This is a genomic window from Prochlorococcus marinus XMU1405 (assembly GCF_017696275.1).
In the GTDB taxonomy this organism is placed as follows: domain Bacteria; phylum Cyanobacteriota; class Cyanobacteriia; order PCC-6307; family Cyanobiaceae; genus Prochlorococcus_A; species Prochlorococcus_A marinus_AB.
Window position 1 is genome coordinate 76,881 of record NZ_JAAORF010000002.1, and the last position, 20,542, is coordinate 97,422.

A 20,542-nucleotide genomic window follows, 5' to 3' on the forward strand; every position below is an offset into this window, starting at 1 on the left:
TCTTTTCAAATGTGACTACTAGCGATAATAATAATAAATTAATTAAAGATTGGATAAGACCCCTTCAAAAATCTCTTACTATTGAAACTGAAAACAAATTTATTAATACTTTAGGAAGAGAAAAATATTTTAATGATTATTTGCATGAATCATTAAAAAAACTGGATAATCTAAATCTCTCAGAGGAATATTTAAGGATATTTTATGGATTTTCTAAAAAATATAATGAATATAATAAATTAGATGAAAATCAAAGAAAAAGGTTAATTATAGATACAAGAAAAAATCTTTATAAACTAGGTAAAAATCTAGAAATAGAAAGTTCTAGAAATATTAATAATAATGTTTTTCTGAATAAAGCTGATTCAAGTTTGTCTTTTGATTCAGATATTTCATTAATAAAAAATGTAGGAAAAGTTTATAAAAATAAGCTTAATGAATTAGGGATATTTCATATAAAAGATCTAATTAATTATTTCCCACGAACGTATCTAGACTATACAAATAGAGTCAAGATAATAAATTTAAAACCAGATAATTTATACACGTGCATCGCAAACGTTAAGAGATTTTATATTCATAAGAGTAAAAAAAATAGTAACTTATCAATAATGAATATTGTAGTTTCTGATGAAACGTCTTCAATAAAGGTTACAAAATTTTTTTTAGGAAGAAGATTTAGATCTTACTCCTTCTTCACATCTCAAAAATCTTTGTATAATCCTGGAACCAAATTAGCAATTTCCGGTAAGGTTAAATTGACAGAGTATGGAAAAACTTTTGTAGATCCGCAGATTGAAATTCTTAACGATAACAATGATAATTTTAATTTTTCAGGCAAAATATTACCCTTGTATTCATTAGGTGAAGCTATATCAAATATGAGTTTTATAAAACTTATGAAAAAGGTACTAATTTATGCAAAGGAATATCCAGAAATTTTAAATAAAAAGCAACTTGATTCATTATCTTTATTATCAAAAGGAGAGTCGTTGATTAATATTCATTTCCCACCAACCCAACAGTCACTTATTGAGTCAAAAAAACGGTTGGTTTTTGATGAGTTATTCCTACTTCAAATAAAGTTCCTACTTAGAAAAAGAAAGATGAATAAAAATGTAACTTCCCAACAATTACCTCAAAAGAAATCTTTATTAAAAGAATTTTTAAATACTTTTCCTTTTGAATTAACAAAATCTCAAGAAAATGTTTTAAATGAAATTAAGAAAGATTTATCTAATCCCGTACCAATGTCTAGATTGCTTCAGGGAGATGTGGGAAGCGGTAAAACTATAATTGCAATAGCGTCTCTTTTACTTGTCATTGAAAAAAACCTGCAAGGTGCATTTATGGTCCCAACAGAGGTATTGGCAGAACAGCATTATAAAAATTTATTAAAATATTTGAATCCTCTTTTAGTTTCTGTTGAATTACTTACTGGGAATACTCCTCAAAAAAAGAGAAAAGAAATTTTTTCTAATTTGAAAAATGGATTAGTTGATATCCTCGTAGGTACTCATGCATTATTTGAGGATAAAGTTATCTTTAATGCATTAGGCATGGTTGTAATTGATGAACAACATAGATTTGGAGTTACTCAAAGAAATAGATTACTAAATAAAGGAGAAAATACTAACTTGTTATCAATGACAGCAACACCAATTCCAAGAACTCTTGCGCTTTCTATTTATGGTGATTTAGATGTGAGTCAAATTACAGAACTCCCTCCTGGTAGAGTTCCCATAACAACAAAAATAATTTCAGAAGATGATTTAACTAACTTGTTTAAGATTGTTGCAGATGAGATCAATAAGGGAAAGCAAGCTTATGTGATTTTGCCACTCATAGAAGATTCAGAAAAAATGAATTTAAGCTCCGCAAAGAAAACATTCAAACATTTATCAGAAGAGGTCTTTTTTAACAAAAAAGTTGGATTATTACATGGGAAGTTAAGTTCACAAGAAAAGAACGAAGTAATTAATTCTTTTTTAAAGAATGAAATTAATATATTGGTTTCAACCACAGTAATTGAGGTTGGCATTGATGTGCCTAATGCCACAATTATGATTATTTATAATTCGGACAGATTTGGATTGTCCCAGCTACATCAATTAAGGGGGAGAGTTGGTAGAGGATCAACAAAATCTTTTTGTTATCTGGTAACCCCCGATAAAAATGGATTAGAAAATAAACGACTTTGTGTTTTGCAAAAATCTAATGATGGCTTTTATATTGCTGAAAAAGACTTGGAGCTTAGAGGACCAGGCCAGATTTTAGGATATAGACAATCCGGATTGCCTGATTTTGTACTGGACAATTTACCTAACAATAAATTTCTTATTGATAAGGCTCGTGAAGAGGCTATTAAGATTGTTAGCAATGATCCTGATTTAAATGAAAATATTGTTTTAAGGAATATACTTATTGATAATTCTGATAATAAATTCATTCATGATTTCTTAAATTGAAACTATCATTGTAATTTTTGATATATATGCCACTATAAATCAATTGCAAATTTCAATTGAAAATTTGGAATAAAATACCAATTAAAGATAATGGAGATAAATTAATAGCTATACCTAGCTGCCTAAAGTTTTTAGATCCTCACCCTTACTTTCATTTAGGAGCACCTTACAAAGATAAAACTTCTATTTGGAAATTAAGAGAGGAAGTTGTAAATAGATTAATAAAAGTAAATGATTATTTGATATCAAAGAGTAGTTTTAACCTCTTAATTTATGACAGTTGGCGACCTTTAGAAGTCCAGGAATTTATGTTTAAAAGAGCATTTTTATTAGAATGTGAAAAATCTGATATTGATATTTCTTTTGAAAATATAAAATCTTATCCATCCATTTTAAAAAAAGTTGAAAAATTTTGGGCATATCCTTCCTATGACACTAGGTGTCCTCCCCCTCATTCAACTGGGGGTGCATTGGATGTTTGTTTATCAGATAAAGATGGAAATCTTGTTGAAATGGGAAGCATGGTTGATCAAATGGATGAGACCTCAAATCCTTATTTTTATGCAAACATAAAGAATGAAGGAGCAATTATTTGGAATAGTAGAAGAAATTTATTAAGGGAAATTATGACTAAATTCGGATTTGCTCAACATCCTAATGAATGGTGGCATTTTAGTTATGGTGATCAATTATGGGCTTGGAAAAATAAAAAAGCAAATGCCCTCTATGGAAAAATTTAAAATCTATTGATTTTCATTTAGTAAATTTAATATATAATTTTCATCTTGAGTATTTATAAAATCTCCGAAATCCAAATCCAAATTACTCTTCCAATTATCAAATAATGGTTGAAGAGTTTTTTCTAAATCGTTAAGTTCCATTCTTTGTAAAAATGGTTTAGCAAGCCTTTGTAGATTTTTACTTCCCCCCAACCATAATTGGTATTTGTTTTGCCCACTTCCAACAAGTGCTAATTCGGCCATATAAGGCCTGGTACATCCATTCGGACATCCTGTCATTCTGAATAATATTGTCTTTTGTATTTTTAGATCTAATAGTAAATTTTCAATCCTTTTTAGTACATCAGGTAAAATTCTTTCGGCTTCAGTCATTGCAAGACCACAAAGTGGTAGAGCAGGACATGCTAAAGCGTGTCTTTGTATTTCATTAATGTTTTCTAAATTTTCATATCCAATTTTTAATAAAGATTTTTGAATTTCACCTTTGTTTTTATTTGGGATATTACAAAGTAAAATATCTTGATTAGGGGTGAGTCTTAAATCTAAATTATATTTTTTAACAATACTTGTGATGGTATTCTTCTTCTCTCCAGATAATCTTCCTGATAATAATGGTAAACCTACGAAATGGGAGGTTTTATTTTGTTTATGCCAACCTAGGTAATCAATTAGAACTTTATCAGGTTCTTTTCTAATTTTTTTAATTTCTTTTTTGAAATACTTATCAGAAAGTATCTTTTTGAACCATTTAATACCTTTTCTATGAAGAAGATATTTCATTCTCGAATTTTTTCTTGATTTTCTATCACCATAATCTCTTTGAATAGCCACAATGCTTTGTATTAATTCATAAACATCAGGTTCTTCAACGTATCCAAGTGGATCTGCAATCCTGGCAAAGGTCTCCTCATTATTATGTGTGCGACCCATACCACCTCCAACATAGAAGTTGCATCCTTCTAAGTTTCCATCTTTAGAAGTAAAGGCAACTATTCCTATGTCATTGGTAAGAAGATCAACAGAATTGTCCCCAGGAACTGTCACGGCACATTTGAATTTTCTCGGTAAATAAGTTGAACCATAAAGAGGCTCATCTTTTATTCCACTAAAAACATTATCTTTGAATTGGAGCTTCCTAATTGCTTCAATATCTTCGTCAGGCTTTATGGTGTACTCTAAATCTCCATCAGCCCAAAGCTCTAAAAAAGTGCCTTGGCCAGCCATTGGGGTGAGAAGATCTGCAACTTTTTTTGCCAATGCTCTTGCAATATTATAGTCTGGCGAATCAAATGGAGCCGCAGGGGCCATAACATTTCTATTAATGTCTCCGCATGCAGCTAATGTGGAGCCCATTGAATTTACTATTGTTTGAATTACTTCCTTTAGGTTTTCCTTTCTGATTCCATGCATTTGAAAGGCTTGTCTTGTAGTGGCCCTAAGTGTTCCATTACCAAGTTTGTCAGATAATTCATCTAATGCTAAAAATAATTTCCCAGGAACTTCACCGCCCGGATTTCTTAACCTAAGCATCATTTGCCAATCTTTACTTTTTCCCGGCCTTCTATTTTCCCTGTTATCTTGTTGATAACTACCATGAAATTTTAATAACTGAACCGCATCATTGGTAAAATGATCGCTCTCATTGACTAATTCCGTAGCAAGTGGTTCTTTTAGAAATTGGCTACTTTTTTTAAAATTCTCGAATTTAGAAACTTCAAGTCCATTTGCCAAACAAACAGTTTCTTCCTTAGCAGAATCTTTTTTCTTTTTTACTTTCTCAACCTTGATCAAAGGACCAAAAAATATCTCTTTTTATACATTAGCGAAAAGCTTATTTAACTGGTAGTAAATTATAGTAAGTTAAGTCAAATTTTTTTTTCTTGTCTAAATATCTACTTGAGATAGGAACAGAAGAGTTGCCCGCGAAATTCTCTCATTCTGTTCTAAAGCAATTTAAATCTTTAATAGAATTTGAATTGGATAAAAAGTTAATCAAATTCGAAAATATATTTGTCACCTCTACACCAAGGAGGATAGTTCTACTCCTCGAAGGTTTAGTTGATTATGCAGAAGATAAGACAATAGTAAGAAAAGGGCCTAAAGCAAATTCAGCTTATTTAAATGGATGTCCAACTAATGCAGCTTTAGGATTCGCTAATAGCTTAGATATAGATGTAAGTGAGCTAGAAATAAAAAATACAGAAAAGGGTGATTTTGTATTTGGAAAGAAAATTGAAAAAGGACTCTCAACAAAAATTTCTTTGTCTTTAATTATCCCAAAATTAGTAAAGAGTCTTCAAGGCCCTCGATTTATGAAATGGGGTGCTGGGACCATAAAATTTTCAAGACCTATCAGGTGGATTACCTCTGTTTATAATGATGAAATTCTTGATTTTGAATTTGATGAATGTGATCCAAAGATCAAAATAAGTAATAAATCAAGAAGTCATAGGCTAATCAATGAAGTTTTAGAAGTTCAGAATCCTGAAGACTTTTTTGAATTATTGAAACGAAATAGAGTCTTAGCTATTCGAAAAGAAAGAAAAGAAAAAATTGAAAGTTTAATAAATCAGGCATCTAAATCTTTAAATCTGAAACCTGATCTTTCAGAAGGATTGCTAAATGAGTTAACTGATTTAGTTGAATGGCCAGACTTAATTATTGGCCAATTTAGTGATGAATTTCTTGATCTTCCGGTTGAAGTTCTCTCAACAGTCATGAAAAGTCATCAGAGATACGTTCCTCTTTTATTCAAAAACAAAAGTTTTTCTAAACTAGATTTGAGCTCTGAAAAAAATATTAGTACAACTTTCTGCGTTATTTCAAATGGTCTTGAAGAATCAAATAATAATATTGCCAAAGGTAATGAGAAAGTATTAAAGGCAAGGTTTTCAGATGCAAAGTTTTTCGTAGAAAGTGACAAAAAAGTTGCTTCAATCGAAAGAAATGAAAAGCTTAAATTTGTTTCGTATTTGAAAGGACTTGGAAATATTTTTCAAAGGGTAGAAAGAATAGAGGAAGTTGCTAAAAAAATTCTTAAATTCTTAAACGATAAGTCTTTAGAAGAAAAAAAAATAATGGAAGTTGCTAAATACTGTAAAAACGACTTATGTAGCGAAATTGTTTTCGAATTCCCTGAGCTGCAAGGAATAATGGGCGGCAAATATCTTAAATATGAGGGATTTAGTGAGGATGTTTGCTTGGCTGTCGCTGAACATTATTTACCTTCCTCTTATAAAGATGCTTTGCCCTCCACAAAATATGGTGCAATAGTTTCTGTAGCAGATAAGGTAGAAACTTTAATTAGTATATTTATTTCTGGTAAGCGTCCCAGTGGATCATCTGATCCTTATGCTTTAAGAAGAAATTTGAATGGAGTAATTAAAATAATTTGGGATTATGAACTTGATTTACCTTTAGATAAATTATTTAATGAACTTATTGATTTTTGGAAAATCGCATTTCCGAATTTAAACTTCTCAAGAGAAACAGTATTTAATGATTTAAATCAATTTTTAGTTCAAAGAATTGTTAGTCATCTCGAAGAAATATCACTAAGTAAAGAATTAATAAAGGCCGTTTGCTTTTCTGATGAATTATCTCAAAAAAGAGTAATGAATATTGTTGATCTTAAAGATAGGATTAAATCTCTTGTTAATTTTAAAGAAAAAGAAAATTTTGTTGAAATCCAGAAGGTAATTACTAGGGTAAGCAAATTAGCAAATAAAAGTGATATTTCAAGAGACGTTCTCTCAACAAGAGATTATGTAAACACAAAACTTTTTGAAAAAGATTGTGAATACAAAGTTTTTGAATTTATTGGAGAATTAGAAAAACTTTTTTCAGAAGGTTATTGCAATTACTTGGAACTTCTAAATTTGTTTGAGATTAATATAAACACTATCGAGGATTTATTTGATAATGAAAAGGGAGTCCTAATAATGTCAGAGGATTTAAAAATAAGAAATAATAGACTCAATTTGTTGAGCTTAATTAGAAATTATTCTCTAAAAATAGCCGATTTTACACTTTTGAACTCTTAACTTTAATTCCTCCTTTTATTGAATAATTTTCTAGCATTTTTTCTACTTCTTTATTTTCCCTAACAGCACTATCAACGGGTTTATATTTTAGAGGGGCTAGGGCTTTCCCTCTTAAAATCGAACCAAGTGTAAGCATCGTAATTTTAAGTTGCTGTAATGGTTTCATGGAGACAACTCTTTTGTATAAGTAACTATCAAAAGTAAGCCTTTGAACATCCATGTCATCACACATCTCAACAAAGGCTTCTCTAGCAGAATCATTTCTGTAGAAAATATTTTGAAGGATTTCTAGCACCTTATAAGTTGTGCCATATTTTTTATCCCATTTTTTAAGATAGTTTTTTAAATCTTTTTCTGATGGAATTACTTGACCATTTTTTGATGCTTCAACAATTTCTTCAGCACACATTCTTCCACTTTTTGCAGCAAAATAAATACCCTCTCCAGAACTTTTTGTAACATAACCAGCTGCATCACCAACCAATGCCATTCTCCCTACTACCCTTCTTGGCCTTGGATGCTCTGGAATAGGGTGAGCTTCTACCTTTATTACTTCACCATTGACAAGTCTTTTCTTTGCCCTATTTCTTACACCCTCTTGAAGTCCTTTAATTAATGACTGATTCTTTTGCATGGTTCCAGTGCCCACAGCAACATGATCATATTTAGGAAATACCCATCCATAAAAATCAGGAGAAACATCAGTTCCGACATACATTTCAGCAAGATCTTCGTAGTAACTCATTTCTTCTTTAGGCAATTTAATTCTTTCCTGAAATGCTATAGCAACTTTGTAATCACCTGCATCCATTGCTTTAGCGACTCTGCTATTGGCTCCATCAGCTCCGATCAAAAGGTCAACAGTAAGCTCTTTGAGTTCCCCTTTTTTATCTCCATTCGTAAAATCTGAATAGGAAAGCTTATATGGCCCTTGATTATTATCGCCAGTATCAATTGAAGTAACTAATCCATTTATTAAAGTAGCACCAAGATCTGATGCTCTGTTGCGCATAAAGGCATCCATAACTTCTCTTCTACACATCCCAATAAACTCATTATCACTTTTCCCATAAACTCTATCTAAACTTATGTCTACTTCTCTATTTGATGGAGATATCATTCTCATATGCCTTACTTTTCTATCGATAATTGACTCAGGTAAATCAAATTCTTCGACCATGCAAAGTGGAATTGCTCCTCCACATGGTTTCGCATTATCTAATTTCCTCTCGAAGAGCCAAGTTTTTATCCCAGCTTTAGCAAGTATTTCTGCTGCACATGAACCACTTGGACCTCCACCAATAACAGCTACCCTCAACATATGAAAAAAAATAATACTGTATATAAAAACTACATCTTTTTTGCTTATAAAAGTGCATTTCTTAAAATAATAGTTAATATCGAAATATCTTTTCCAAATTCACTTCTAAATATTGGAACTAAACAAAGATATCGATCAATTTGAAATACCACTTGCCAAGAGAACTAACCTAAATAATCCAAATTCAACATTATTAAAAAAATTATTAGTATTTTCTCCATTTCTTTTTCTTATTTTTTCTGTCGCTGCATTGAGATTAATTAGAAATATAGAAATAGGATCTCTTGGCAATATTAATGTTCAGGTTCAGACAAATCACGATCATAGAGTTTTGGGCCATTTACCTTATGCGGAAATTCCTAAGGAGAAACTAGTTTTAATTGAGCCCAATATTCAAGTTCACATTGATATGCGTGATTCTTTGTTGGATATGAGGGATGCAGCAAAAAAGAATGGGATATACTTAGTTTTCTTGAGTGGTTATAGATCAATAAATTTGCAAAACGAAATCTTCTATTCTCTTAAATCTTTAAGAAATCAGGAAGCTGCAGAAAGAGCTAGAGTTTCAGCCCCCCCTGGATATTCTGAACATAGTACTGGTTTTGCAATTGATATTGGTGATGCTACTCAAAGAGAAACAGACTTTGAGACCGAATTCGAAAATACTGACGCCTTTAAGTGGTTAATAAAGAATGCAGCTAAATTTCATTTCAAGTTATCGTTCACTAGAGATAATAAATTTATAGATTATGAACCTTGGCATTGGAGATATGAGGGTTCAATTGAAGCCTTAAAGGTTTTTGAAAATTCAAATAGAAAATCATAAACCTAATTCATTAAATTAAGTTATTCAATATGATTATGTTTTTCAAAGTCTTAAAGAGAAAATTCTCATAATAAGCATTCTTTGAGTTAGCCTTAATAAAGTTAATCTACTATTTATATAAAATTTATAAATGTCATCTTCGATAAAAGAAATTAGGAATGTTGCAATTATTGCGCACGTAGATCATGGTAAGACAACACTTGTGGACGCATTGTTATCTCAATCAGGAATATTTAGAGACAATGAAGTCATTCCTACATGCGTAATGGATTCGAATGATCTAGAAAGAGAAAGAGGAATAACAATACTCTCAAAAAATACTGCTGTGAATTATAAAGATACCAGAATTAACATTATAGATACACCAGGACATGCAGATTTTGGAGGAGAAGTAGAGAGAGTTTTGGGAATGGTTGATGGTTGTCTGCTTATTGTTGATGCTAATGAGGGGCCGATGCCTCAAACAAGATTTGTTTTGAAAAAAGCATTAGAAAAAGGACTTAGGCCTATAGTTTTTGTAAATAAAATTGATAGGCCAAGAGTAGTCCCAGAAATAGCAATTGATAAGGTATTGGATTTGTTTTTAGAATTAGGAGCAGATGATGATCAATGTGATTTCCCTTATCTTTTTGGAAGCGGCCTTTCTGGTTTTGCAAAAGAAGAGATGGAATCTAATAGTGACAATATGATGCCTCTTTTTGAAGCTATTATTAGACATGTTCCACCTCCAGTAGGCGATGCCAACAAGCCTCTTCAGCTACAAATAACTACTTTGGACTATTCTGATTTCTTAGGCAGAATAGTAATTGGAAAGATACACAATGGAACTATAAAAAATGGTCAACAGGCTAGTTTAATTAAAGAAAGCGGAAAAACTATTAAAGGTAAGGTTAGTAAGCTTTTAGGATTTGAAGGATTGCAAAGAATTGATATAAATGAAGCATTTGCAGGTGATATTGTTGCTGTTTCTGGTTTCGATGACGTCAATATAGGTGAGACCATAGCATGTCCCGATTCTCCCCATCCACTTCCATTAATCAAAGTTGATGAACCTACCTTAAATATGACATTTGTTGTTAATGATTCTCCATTCGCGGGTAAAGAGGGGAAATTTGTTACTAGTAGACAACTGAAAAATAGATTGGAAAGGGAACTTTTAACAAATGTTGCCCTAAGGGTCGAAGAAACTGATTCTCCCGATAGATTTTCAGTTTCAGGAAGAGGAGAATTACATTTAGGTATTTTGATTGAAACTATGAGAAGAGAAGGGTTTGAGTTTCAAATCTCACAACCTCAAGTAATTTTTAGAGAAATTGATAATGTTGAATGTGAGCCTATTGAGACTTTGGTTTTAGATGTACCTGAAGTATCCGTTGGCTCTTGTATTGAGAAACTTGGATCGAGAAAAGCAGAAATGAAAAATATGCAGACAAGTTCGGATGGGAGAACTCAATTAGAATTTCTTGTGCCATCAAGAGGACTTATTGGGTTTCGCGGTGAATTTGTTCGTATAACAAGAGGTGAGGGTATCATGAGTCACTCATTTTATGAATATAAACCTAAAGCAGGAGATTTTGAAACTAGAAGGAATGGAGTCCTTATAGCTTTTGAGGAAGGTGTGGCCACATTTTATGCATTAAAGAATGCTGAAGATAGGGGAGTATATTTTATTAAACCTGGAGTAAAAGTTTATAAGGGAATGATAATTGGGGAGAATAATCGACCACAAGATCTTGAGTTGAATATATGTAAAACCAAGCAGTTGACTAATATGAGGTCCGCAGGGGCAGAAGAACTTGATACTTTGCAGTCACCTGTTGATATTACGCTTGAAAGAGCGCTCGAATATATTGGTCCAGACGAAATGCTAGAGGTAACACCTGATTCAATAAGGATGAGAAAAATAAATAAAAAGAAAAGAAATTAATAATTAGTTTCATGAACGAAGAAAGTACAAAAAGTTTTAAAGATTCTCTTTTTACTGCTTTAAATCTTTTTAACAATCATGAATGGTATGAGGCTCATGATGCTTTTGAAGAAATATGGAATTCCGTTGATGGAGACGAAAGACAAGTTATTCAAGGAATTTTACAAGTATCTGTTTCTCAATTTCACTTAAGTAAGGGTAATTTGAATGGAGCTACTATTTTGCTTGGAGAGGGTTTAGGTAGAATAAAAACTAGAACTAAGATTAATTTAGGAATTGATCTTGAATCCTTCTGCCAATGTTTGGAAGATTTATTGAGGAAATTACAGTATGAAGAGCTATTAAATGAGGACGATAAGCCTTTTTTGAAACCTCTTTGATGAATATGAATATATCTTTATCTTTAATGAAATTACTATTTTCTATCCCAAATTTTTTTCAAGAAAACAAGAAAACTAATCGAGCTCAAGAAAAATGAACCTAAAGATTCATAACGTATCCCTTTCAATTAAAGGAAGATTAATCGTAAATGATGTTTCTATAATTGTAAATCCAGGGGAAGTTGTAGGTTTGATGGGACCTAATGGTGCAGGGAAAACTACCACTTTTAATATTGCAGTTGGGAATATAAAACCTGATAAAGGTGAAATTTTAATGAATGGAAAAAATATAACCAATCTTCCTCTCCCAATTAGATCAAGACTTGGTTTGGGTTATTTAACTCAAGAAGCAAGTATATTTAGAGACCTAACTGTTAAGGATAATATAGATTTGGCTTTGCAGAATTCATCTTATAGTAGAGCTGCAATAAGAAATAGAAGAGAACAATTAATTAATGAATTTAATTTGAATAACTTTGTAGATAATTATGGTTATCAACTTTCGGGAGGAGAGAGGAGGAGGTGTGAGATAGCTAGGGCTCTTACCGTAGGCAGAAAAGGACCTAAATATTTGTTGTTAGACGAACCCTTTGCTGGAATCGATCCTCTAGCTGTTAATGATTTAAAGAAACTAATTCTTAAATTAAGTAGTGACGGGGTTGGGATTCTTATTACAGACCACAATGTTAGGGAAACCCTTTTAATTACAAACAAATCATATGTTTTAAGTGAAGGAAAAATTTTAGCTTATGGATCATCACGTGAATTAGCAGATAATCCAATAGTAAAGAAGTATTATCTAGGAGATAATTTCAAACTTTGAAATCTTATTGAAAATAAATTAAAATTTAATTATTAAAGATTTACTCATATAGGAATAATTTAAATTATTATTTGAATGTCATGAAATATAAATCATATTAATTTCTTAGATGATACTAGATAATTTTTCTAAAAATTTAATATATGACCCAGTTTCAGTCTTGGGTCTTCTAGTCTTTTATTTTTTATTATTTAACTTACCGATATCTTTAAGTGCAGTTTTTAAAAAGAAATTTTCTTCAACAGTGAGATTCCTTACGATTTTAGTGAATTTATTAATATCATTGCAATTGCTTTTTAGGTGGTCAATTTCTGGACACTTTCCTATTAGCAATTTGTATGAATCTCTTTATTTTCTTACTTGGGGAATCACAATTGGCCAACTATTGATTGAAAGGGAATATGAATCTCCATTAATTCCCTCAATTGCCATACCTATTGAGTTACTTACCGTATCCTTTGCTTGTTTTGTACTGCCTGAAGATTTGAAATTATCATCAAACTTGGTTCCAGCTTTAAGATCTAGTTGGTTAGTAATGCATGTTAGCGTCGTAATGCTTAGTTATGCAGCATTAATAATAGGTTCTTTACTTTCAATATCTGTTTTGTTTATTAATAAAAATAAGCCGCTTCAAATCAGAAGTAGTTCTACAGGTATAGGAGGATTTAAGCTTTCTAATGGCTATCCTTTAAATGATTTAGTAAAACCTATTGAATTTTCGCATTCAGAAGAATTAGATACATTAAGTTATCGTTCTATATTAGTAGGCTTTGTTCTTTTGACTCTCGGTTTAATCTCAGGTGCAGTTTGGGCTAATGAGGCCTGGGGGACATGGTGGAGTTGGGATCCAAAAGAAACATGGGCATTTATCTCATGGTTGTTTTATGCCGCTTATCTGCATATGAGAATAAGCAAGGGTTGGCAAGGTCGTAAACCAGCATTATTAGCATCTACAGGCTTTTTAATTGTTTTAGTTTGTTATTTAGGAGTTAATTTTTTAGGAATAGGGTTGCATAGTTATGGATGGATATTTGGGTGATTTCTTAATCATTCAGAATATTTATTGAGGCTCTGGAAGAACATTCCCCTTTTGTGCTTCTAGTGCAACCTTTCTCAAGTCCTCACATCCCTCTTTTAATGTTGGGTAAGCAAACATTCCACTACCTGCAATAAAACAATTCGCACCAGCATCCGCACATTGTGAAATAGTCCAATTTGCTTTTATCCCCCCATCAACTTCAATATCGACATTTAAGTTTTTTTCGATAATAAAGTTTCTTATTTCTCTGATTTTATTAAGCATTGTAGGTATGTAAGCTTGTCCTCCAAAACCTGGATTAACTGTCATAACCAAAACATGATCAACCATATCCATAATGTTTTTAATCATTTCAAAAGGAGTATGAGGGTTTAATGCAACAGAAGGAGATCCTCCTAAATCTCTTATTTTACCGAGAACTCTATGCAAATGAATATTTGCTTCGGCATGAGCTATTACTACTCCTGGTTCACCATTTGCCCCTTTTGTAGCGTTTACATAAGATTCAAGCATGGTTTCACAGTTGTACTGACTAACCATTAATTGAGTTTCAAAAGGGACATTGCAATATTTCCTGCATGCAGCAATCATCTCAGGCCCAAAGGTAAGATTTGGTACGAAATTTCCATCCATTACATCAAATTGAATTCTATCTACCCCAGCTTCCTCGAGCTCTTTTACGCATGCCCCCATATTTGCCCAATCTGCTGGTAAAACTGAAGGAATTATTTGAATTGGTCTATTAGCACCAGTTAAATTTGCTTGATTTGACTCGGTCATTTAATTTTTAAAATATTTAATAAAGATACTATATTTAGTTGTTTATTCCTAATTTCAAGTCACGGCCTGATAAAGTATCAGCTGTAAAGAGTTAAAAAAAGCTTACTAGCATAATAATTCTCATAAAAAATAACATTTTTTATGAGATCATACTCAAAACCTTTTAGAAAAATCCTCAAAATTTAATTGTGAATCAAACTTTAATTCAAGAAATTCTCGAAGTTGTCGAGCAAGCAGCTATTGCCTCAGCAAAACTAACAGGACTTGGCCAAAAAGATGAAGCTGATGCTGCAGCTGTCGAAGCAATGAGATTGCGAATGGGCAAAATTGAAATGAAAGGGAAAATTGTTATTGGAGAAGGTGAAAGAGATGAAGCACCTATGCTTTATATAGGTGAAGAGGTTGGTAGTGGAAGTGGCCCAGGGGTTGACTTTGCAGTAGATCCTTGTGAAGGAACTAATCTTTGTGCGAATAATCAAAGAGGTTCTATGGCGGTTTTAGCTGCTTCTGATACAGGTGGTCTTTTTAATGCTCCTGATTTTTACATGAACAAATTAGCAGCGCCTCCAGCAGCAAAAGGTAAAGTAGATATTAGAAATTCAGCTACTGAAAACTTGAAGATACTAAGTGATTGCTTGGGTCTTTCTATTGATGAGCTTACTGTTGTTGTAATGGATAGAACTAGGCATAAAGATTTAATCAAAGAGATTCGTGGATGTGGTGCAAAAGTACAACCGATTTCTGATGGTGATGTTCAAGCTGCGATTGCATGTGGTTTTGCAGGAACTGGAACACATTGCTTGATGGGTATAGGTGCTGCTCCTGAGGGTGTTATTTCTGCTGCTGCGATGAGAGCTCTAGGCGGACACTTTCAAGGACAACTAGTTTATGATCCAGCAATCGCTCAAACTTCTGAATGGGCTGATTACACAAAAGAAGGAAATATAAAACGTCTTAATGAAATGGGTATAACAGATATAGATAAAATCTATGAAGCTAATGAATTGGCCTCGGGAGAAAATGTTGTTTTCGCTGGAAGTGGTATAACTGATGGATTACTATTTGACGGAGTTAAATTTGAAAGGGATTGTGTTAGAACTAGTAGTCTAGTTATTAGTACATTAGATAGTACTGCAAGGTTCACGAATACTGTTCACATAAAAGATGGTGCTAAGAGTATCAGCCTTTAAAAATTCACTTTTGATTTTATGCATATTGTTGTCGTCGGACTGAGTCATCGCACGGCACCTGTTGAAGTGCGTGAGAAGTTAAGTATTCCTGACCAATCCATAACAGAATCATTGAAAGCATTAAAAGATTTCTCTGATGTATTAGAGGTGTCAATATTAAGTACCTGTAATAGGCTGGAAATATATGCGTTAGTAAAAGATAAAAATACTGGAATTTCATCTATTAAAGAATTCATATCAGAATATTCTGGAATTATTTTTGAAGATTTAAATCCACATCTTTTTTGCTTTAGACAGGAAGAAGCAGTTTTGCATTTGATGAAAGTCGCGGCAGGACTAGATAGCCTTGTTTTAGGGGAAGGACAAATCCTTTCGCAGGTAAAAAAAATGATGAGATTAGGTCAAGAGAATCAATCTACTGGACCAATTCTTAATAGATTATTAACTCAATCTGTTAGTACAGGTAAAAAAGTAAGATCAGAAACAAATTTAGGAACTGGAGCAGTATCAATCAGTTCAGCAGCGGTAGAACTTGCCCAATTAAAAATTGGCCAAGAAAAGGGTTTTGATACTCTTGTAAGTTTGGAATCAGAGAACGTTCTTGTTGTTGGCGCCGGACGAATGAGTAGGCTTTTAATAACTCATTTAAAATCAAAAGGATGTCATAAACTTATCCTTTTAAATAGAAATATTGATAGAGCATTAAATCTTGCTCAAGACTTCCCTGATTTAGAGATTGTTTGCAGAGGGTTAAACGAATTAGAAGAAAACATATCACTATCTTCAATTGTTTTTACCAGTACTGCTTCTGAAGAGCCAATTATTGACCTCGCAAAAATTGAAAAATTAAACTTGAGTAATAGACTTAAATTTATTGATATTGGTGTACCGAGAAATATATCTAATGATGTCAAACAACATGAATTTGTAAAATCATTTGATGTTGATGACTTACAAGAGGTCGTTTCAAGAAATCAAGAATTTAGGCAGAAAATAGCTAAGGAAGCGGAATCTTTAGTAGAAGAAGAAAGGATCATTTTTCTAGAATGGTGGGCAAGTTTAGAGGCGGTTCCAGTAATTAATAAACTTAGATCAGATTTGGAGTTAATTAGAAAAGAGGAATTGCAAAAAGCACTTAGTAGGATGGGACCTGATTTTTCGGCTCGAGAAAGAAAAGTTGTAGAAGCGCTTACTAAAGGAATTATCAATAAAATACTTCACACGCCTGTAACCAAATTGAGAAGTCCTCAATCAAGAGAAGAGAGACAAGTTTCTTTGAAAATCATTGAAAAATTATTTTCTTTGGTAGAAGAGGACAAAAATAACTAATTTTTCTCATTTATATTAAGTTTTTCTAGTGATTTATCGAAATACCTTTGTAAACTGACCATTAGTATTTCTAAATTTGCCCATAATCAGTTACTTTAAATAGTTGTATATCTACCTCCATTTGATTGAATGAAGCGTGTGTTGGCCATAATCCTCGGAGGAGGAAAAGGTTCTAGACTTTACCCTTTAACAAAAATGAGGGCAAAACCTGCGGTGCCGTTGGCAGGTAAGTATCGTTTGATAGATATCCCAATTAGTAATTGTATAAATTCAGGCATTGAAAAAATGTACGTGTTGACCCAGTTCAATAGTGCATCTCTAAATAGACATATAGGAAGAACCTATAATTTAAATGGCCCTTTCGGCCAAGGATTTGTAGAGGTTTTAGCTGCACAACAGACTCCTGATAGTCCTACGTGGTTTGAAGGTACTGCTGATGCTGTAAGAAAATACCAGTGGTTATTTCAAGAATGGGATGTTGATGAATATTTAATATTGTCAGGAGATCAACTGTACAGAATGGACTACAGTTTATTTGTTCAACATCATAGAGATAATGGCGCTGATTTAACCGTTGCAGCTTTGCCAGTTGATGAAGCTCAAGCAGAAGGTTTTGGCCTCATGAGAACAGATGATGTAGGAAATATAAAAGAATTCAGTGAAAAGCCCACTGGTGAGAAGTTGAAGGCAATGGCAGTAGATACTTCAAAATTTGGATTAAGTGAGGAGTCGGCTGCCGAAAAACCTTATCTAGCCTCTATGGGTATTTACGTTTTTAGCAGAAATACTCTTTTCGATCTTTTAAATAAATTTCCTAGTTATACGGATTTTGGTAAGGACATAATTCCTGAAGCCCTCAATAGGGGAGATACTCTTAAAAGTTATGTATTCGATGATTATTGGGAAGATATCGGCACCATTGGGGCATTCTTTGAGTCAAACCTTGCCTTGACTGAGCAACCAAAACCTCCATTTAGTTTTTATGATGAAAAATTTCCAATTTATACAAGACCAAGATTTCTACCCCCTTCTAAACTAGTAGATGCTCAAATTACTGATTCAATAGTCTGTGAGGGTACAATCTTGAAGTCATGCAGTATTTTGCATTGTGTTTTAGGTGTAAGAAGCAGGATTGAAAGTGATTCAGTTCTTGAGGACACTCTCGTTATGGGTGCCGATTTCTTTGAATCGCCTGAAGAGAGGATTGAATTAAGAAAAGGAGGCGGCACACCTCTTGGAGTAGGTGAAGGAACTACTGTAAAAAGAGCAATTCTCGATAAGAATACAAGGATTGGTGATAATGTTGTGATAATTAATAAAGATCGAGTAGAAGAAGCAGATAAGCCAGAATTAGGCTTCTACATAAGAAATGGAATTGTTGTAGTTGTTAAAAATGCAACTATTGCAAACGGAACTATTATTTAAATTTTTTCGATCATTTTTCGCTGACATAAGTATTTTTTTTGAGCAATTTTGTTTAGTTGCATGCACACTATATTTATTGAGTTTTTTAATTTTTTATGTCCAAGGCACATTTTGGTTTAGTAGGTCTTGGTGTTATGGGCGAAAATTTAGTTCTTAACGCAGAGAGAAATGGATTTTCTAGTGTAGTTTTTAATAGAACTTACTCAAAAACCGAAGAATTCTTACAGGGTCGAGGCCTTGGGAAGAATATAGAAGGAGCTGAAACTCTTCAGGAATTTGTTAATAAGTTAGAGAGACCTAGAAGAATTCTTATGATGGTTAAAGCTGGGCCAGCAACAGATGCTGTCATTGATAATATTTCTGGATATCTCGAGGAAGGAGATTTATTAATAGATGGCGGTAACTCTCAATTTAAAGATACAGAAAGAAGGGTGAATACTCTTGAAAGTAAAAGTTTTGGATACATCGGAATGGGAGTCTCTGGGGGTGCCAAAGGAGCTCTAGAGGGTCCAAGCATGATGCCCGGTGGTACTAAGGCTTCATATGATGCAATAGAGAGCTTACTAACAAAAATGGCTGCCAAAGTTGAGGACGGACCATGTGTTGCATATGTTGGCCCAGGCGGCTCAGGTCATTTTGTAAAAACTGTTCATAACGGAATTGAATATGGAATTGAACAAATACTTGCAGAAGCTTATGACCTTATGAAGAGAGTCAAAGGTATGAATGGAGAGCAGATGTCAGAGGTATTTGGTATTTGGAATAATACTGATGAATTAGCTTCTTATCTTGTTGAGATAACAGAGATTTGTCTAAATACAAAAGATGATATAACTGGAGATGATGTCGTGGAAAAAATATTAGATAAAGCTGGCCAGAAAGGTACAGGTTTATGGACTGTTGTGAGTGCTCTAGAACTGGGGGTATCAGTCCCAACTATTTATGCATCTTTAAATGCAAGAGTAATGAGTTCTTTAAAAGAGCAACGTAGTGAGATTGAAAAAACTATTCCATCTAAAGAGATAGAGGATTTTGATTTAGGAAATGTATCGGATGGAATGAAACCTTTATTTGATGCTGTAGTCCTTGCCACAATTGCTAGCTATGCCCAAGGTATGGATATTTTAAGAGAAGCATCTGCAGTATATAACTATGGTTTGAATATGCCGTCAATTGCACAAATATGGAAAGGTGGTTGCATAATTAGATCAAAATTATTAAGTAAAATTCAAGATGCTTATAACAAAGATCCTGATCTAAAAAATTTAATTTTTGATGATTGGTTTAATAATGAAATTGCGACAAGATTAGATAACTTAGCTAAGGTAGTTTCTCTATCCACAAAGGCAGGTATACCAGTCCCATGTTTATCCAGTACTTTAGATTATTTGAATAGTTATAGAACCAATAGACTTCCTCAGAATCTTGTGCAGGCAATGAGAGACTGTTTTGGCTCTCATACATATGAAAGAATTGATAGGGAAGGTAGTTTTCATACTGAATGGATGAAATGATTGAAAAGGTCAAAAATGGATACACCTTAAATATTTACAAAGACAAGTTAGAACTATCAACAGCGGTTTTTAAGTTTATTCAAAGCCATATTATTCATACTTTAAAAAAGAAAGATAGATTCAAATTTTGTGTAAGTGGAGGTTCAACTCCTAAATCTGTGTATCATCTCTTATCAAATAATGATCTTCAATGGGATATGGTTGATGTCTTTTTAGGAGATGAAAGATGTGTTGATCCAAATTCAGAATTAAGTAACTCGTTAATGTTGAGAAATTCTTTGCTAACTAATTTTGGATCTAAAGCTTATTTTTATGAAATTTTCAATGATTTAAACGCTGATGATGAAACTACTAAAAATCAATTTATCTCTAAATTATTTGAAAAATGCGGATCAAACCCTCCAACTTTTGATTTAACATTATTAGGTCTTGGAGATGATGGTCATACAGCCTCACTATTCCCTTATCAAAAAAATAATGATTTAGATGATTTTGTTATTTTTAATGAAGGTAAAGGTTTAAAAAGAATTTCATTAACTCCAAAGGTTCTTTCAGCTTCTTCAAAGATAGTATTTTTAGTTAGTGGAGCTTCTAAAAGAATTGCTCTTGAGAGGTTATTAGATGAAAAAGAGCTACCAGATAGAACACCATCAAAATTAATAAAATCTATTAATCAAATTTCAATATTTTGTGATCAGGATTCAGCAAAAGAATTAGAAATTTAGTTAAAGTCTATT

Annotated in this window: 16 protein-coding genes; 13 read left to right on the forward strand and 3 right to left on the reverse strand. The window is 32.6% G+C overall.

What is annotated here, in order from left to right:
• Positions 1 to 11: 11 nt before the first annotated feature.
• Both recG and HA148_RS03930 read left to right on the forward strand, forming a co-directional pair.
• On the forward strand, positions 12 to 2,468 hold the full coding sequence (recG, locus tag HA148_RS03925; protein ID WP_209130402.1) for an ATP-dependent DNA helicase RecG: 2,457 nt from the start codon (positions 12 to 14) through the stop codon (positions 2,466 to 2,468).
• 56 nt (positions 2,469 to 2,524) lie between these two features.
• On the forward strand, positions 2,525 to 3,208 hold the full coding sequence (locus tag HA148_RS03930; RefSeq protein ID WP_209130404.1) for a M15 family metallopeptidase: 684 nt from the start codon (positions 2,525 to 2,527) through the stop codon (positions 3,206 to 3,208).
• Positions 3,209 to 3,211: 3 nt separating this feature from the next.
• On the opposite strand, the gene HA148_RS03935 is transcribed toward HA148_RS03930, so the two are convergent.
• Entirely contained in the window at positions 3,212 to 4,999 is a 1,788-nt protein-coding gene (locus HA148_RS03935) for an NADPH-dependent assimilatory sulfite reductase hemoprotein subunit (RefSeq protein ID WP_209130406.1), read from the reverse strand.
• A gap of 89 nt (positions 5,000 to 5,088) precedes the next feature.
• On the opposite strand from HA148_RS03935, the gene glyS reads away from it, so the two are divergent.
• On the forward strand, positions 5,089 to 7,251 hold the full coding sequence (glyS, locus tag HA148_RS03940) for a glycine--tRNA ligase subunit beta (RefSeq protein WP_209130408.1): 2,163 nt from the start codon (positions 5,089 to 5,091) through the stop codon (positions 7,249 to 7,251).
• On the opposite strand, the gene chlP is transcribed toward glyS, so the two are convergent.
• A complete protein-coding gene (gene chlP, locus HA148_RS03945; protein WP_025972038.1) occupies positions 7,232 to 8,572 on the reverse strand; it encodes a geranylgeranyl reductase in 1,341 nt (446 codons plus the stop codon). The genes glyS and chlP overlap by 20 nt on opposite strands.
• 112 nt (positions 8,573 to 8,684) lie before the next feature.
• Here chlP and HA148_RS03950 point away from each other — a divergent pair, with 112 nt between their 5' ends.
• The 5 genes from HA148_RS03950 to ccsB all read left to right on the forward strand — a co-directional run bounded on the left by HA148_RS03950 (position 8,685) and on the right by ccsB (position 13,567).
• Positions 8,685 to 9,398, forward strand: a complete 714-nt coding sequence (locus HA148_RS03950; RefSeq protein ID WP_209130410.1) for a M15 family metallopeptidase — start codon at positions 8,685 to 8,687, stop codon at positions 9,396 to 9,398.
• A 130-nt stretch (positions 9,399 to 9,528) separates the two neighbouring features.
• Complete coding sequence (gene typA / locus HA148_RS03955) at positions 9,529 to 11,325, forward strand: translational GTPase TypA (protein WP_209130412.1); 1,797 nt, start codon at positions 9,529 to 9,531, stop codon at positions 11,323 to 11,325.
• Positions 11,326 to 11,336: 11 nt separating this feature from the next.
• Positions 11,337 to 11,705 (forward strand): DUF309 domain-containing protein, encoded by a 369-nt coding sequence (locus tag HA148_RS03960; protein WP_209130414.1) that lies wholly within the window; start codon positions 11,337 to 11,339, stop codon positions 11,703 to 11,705.
• A 94-nt stretch (positions 11,706 to 11,799) separates the two neighbouring features.
• Entirely contained in the window at positions 11,800 to 12,528 is a 729-nt protein-coding gene (gene lptB / locus HA148_RS03965) for an LPS export ABC transporter ATP-binding protein (RefSeq protein ID WP_209130416.1), read from the forward strand.
• Positions 12,529 to 12,637: 109 nt separating this feature from the next.
• Positions 12,638 to 13,567: a c-type cytochrome biogenesis protein CcsB gene (gene ccsB, locus HA148_RS03970; protein ID WP_209130418.1), complete on the forward strand. Its 930-nt coding sequence runs from the start codon at positions 12,638 to 12,640 to the stop codon at positions 13,565 to 13,567.
• A gap of 21 nt (positions 13,568 to 13,588) precedes the next feature.
• Here ccsB and rpe read toward each other — a convergent pair whose 3' ends face one another.
• Positions 13,589 to 14,347, reverse strand: a complete 759-nt coding sequence (rpe, locus tag HA148_RS03975; protein ID WP_209130420.1) for a ribulose-phosphate 3-epimerase — start codon at positions 14,345 to 14,347, stop codon at positions 13,589 to 13,591.
• A 188-nt stretch (positions 14,348 to 14,535) separates the two neighbouring features.
• On the opposite strand from rpe, the gene glpX reads away from it, so the two are divergent.
• From glpX to pgl, 5 genes are all read left to right on the forward strand, one after another.
• Positions 14,536 to 15,537, forward strand: coding sequence for a class II fructose-bisphosphatase (glpX, locus tag HA148_RS03980; RefSeq protein WP_025890675.1), 1,002 nt, complete (start codon positions 14,536 to 14,538; stop codon positions 15,535 to 15,537).
• Between the two features lie 18 nt (positions 15,538 to 15,555).
• Positions 15,556 to 16,866, forward strand: coding sequence for a glutamyl-tRNA reductase (locus tag HA148_RS03985; RefSeq protein ID WP_209130422.1), 1,311 nt, complete (start codon positions 15,556 to 15,558; stop codon positions 16,864 to 16,866).
• Between the two features lie 129 nt (positions 16,867 to 16,995).
• Positions 16,996 to 18,291, forward strand: coding sequence for a glucose-1-phosphate adenylyltransferase (locus HA148_RS03990; protein ID WP_209089572.1), 1,296 nt, complete (start codon positions 16,996 to 16,998; stop codon positions 18,289 to 18,291).
• A gap of 95 nt (positions 18,292 to 18,386) precedes the next feature.
• Positions 18,387 to 19,805 (forward strand): NADP-dependent phosphogluconate dehydrogenase, encoded by a 1,419-nt coding sequence (gndA, locus tag HA148_RS03995; protein ID WP_025888166.1) that lies wholly within the window; start codon positions 18,387 to 18,389, stop codon positions 19,803 to 19,805.
• On the forward strand, positions 19,793 to 20,530 hold the full coding sequence (gene pgl, locus HA148_RS04000; protein ID WP_209130424.1) for a 6-phosphogluconolactonase: 738 nt from the start codon (positions 19,793 to 19,795) through the stop codon (positions 20,528 to 20,530). Before gndA ends, pgl begins: the two co-directional genes overlap by 13 nt.
• The last annotated feature ends 12 nt before the right edge of the window (positions 20,531 to 20,542 follow it).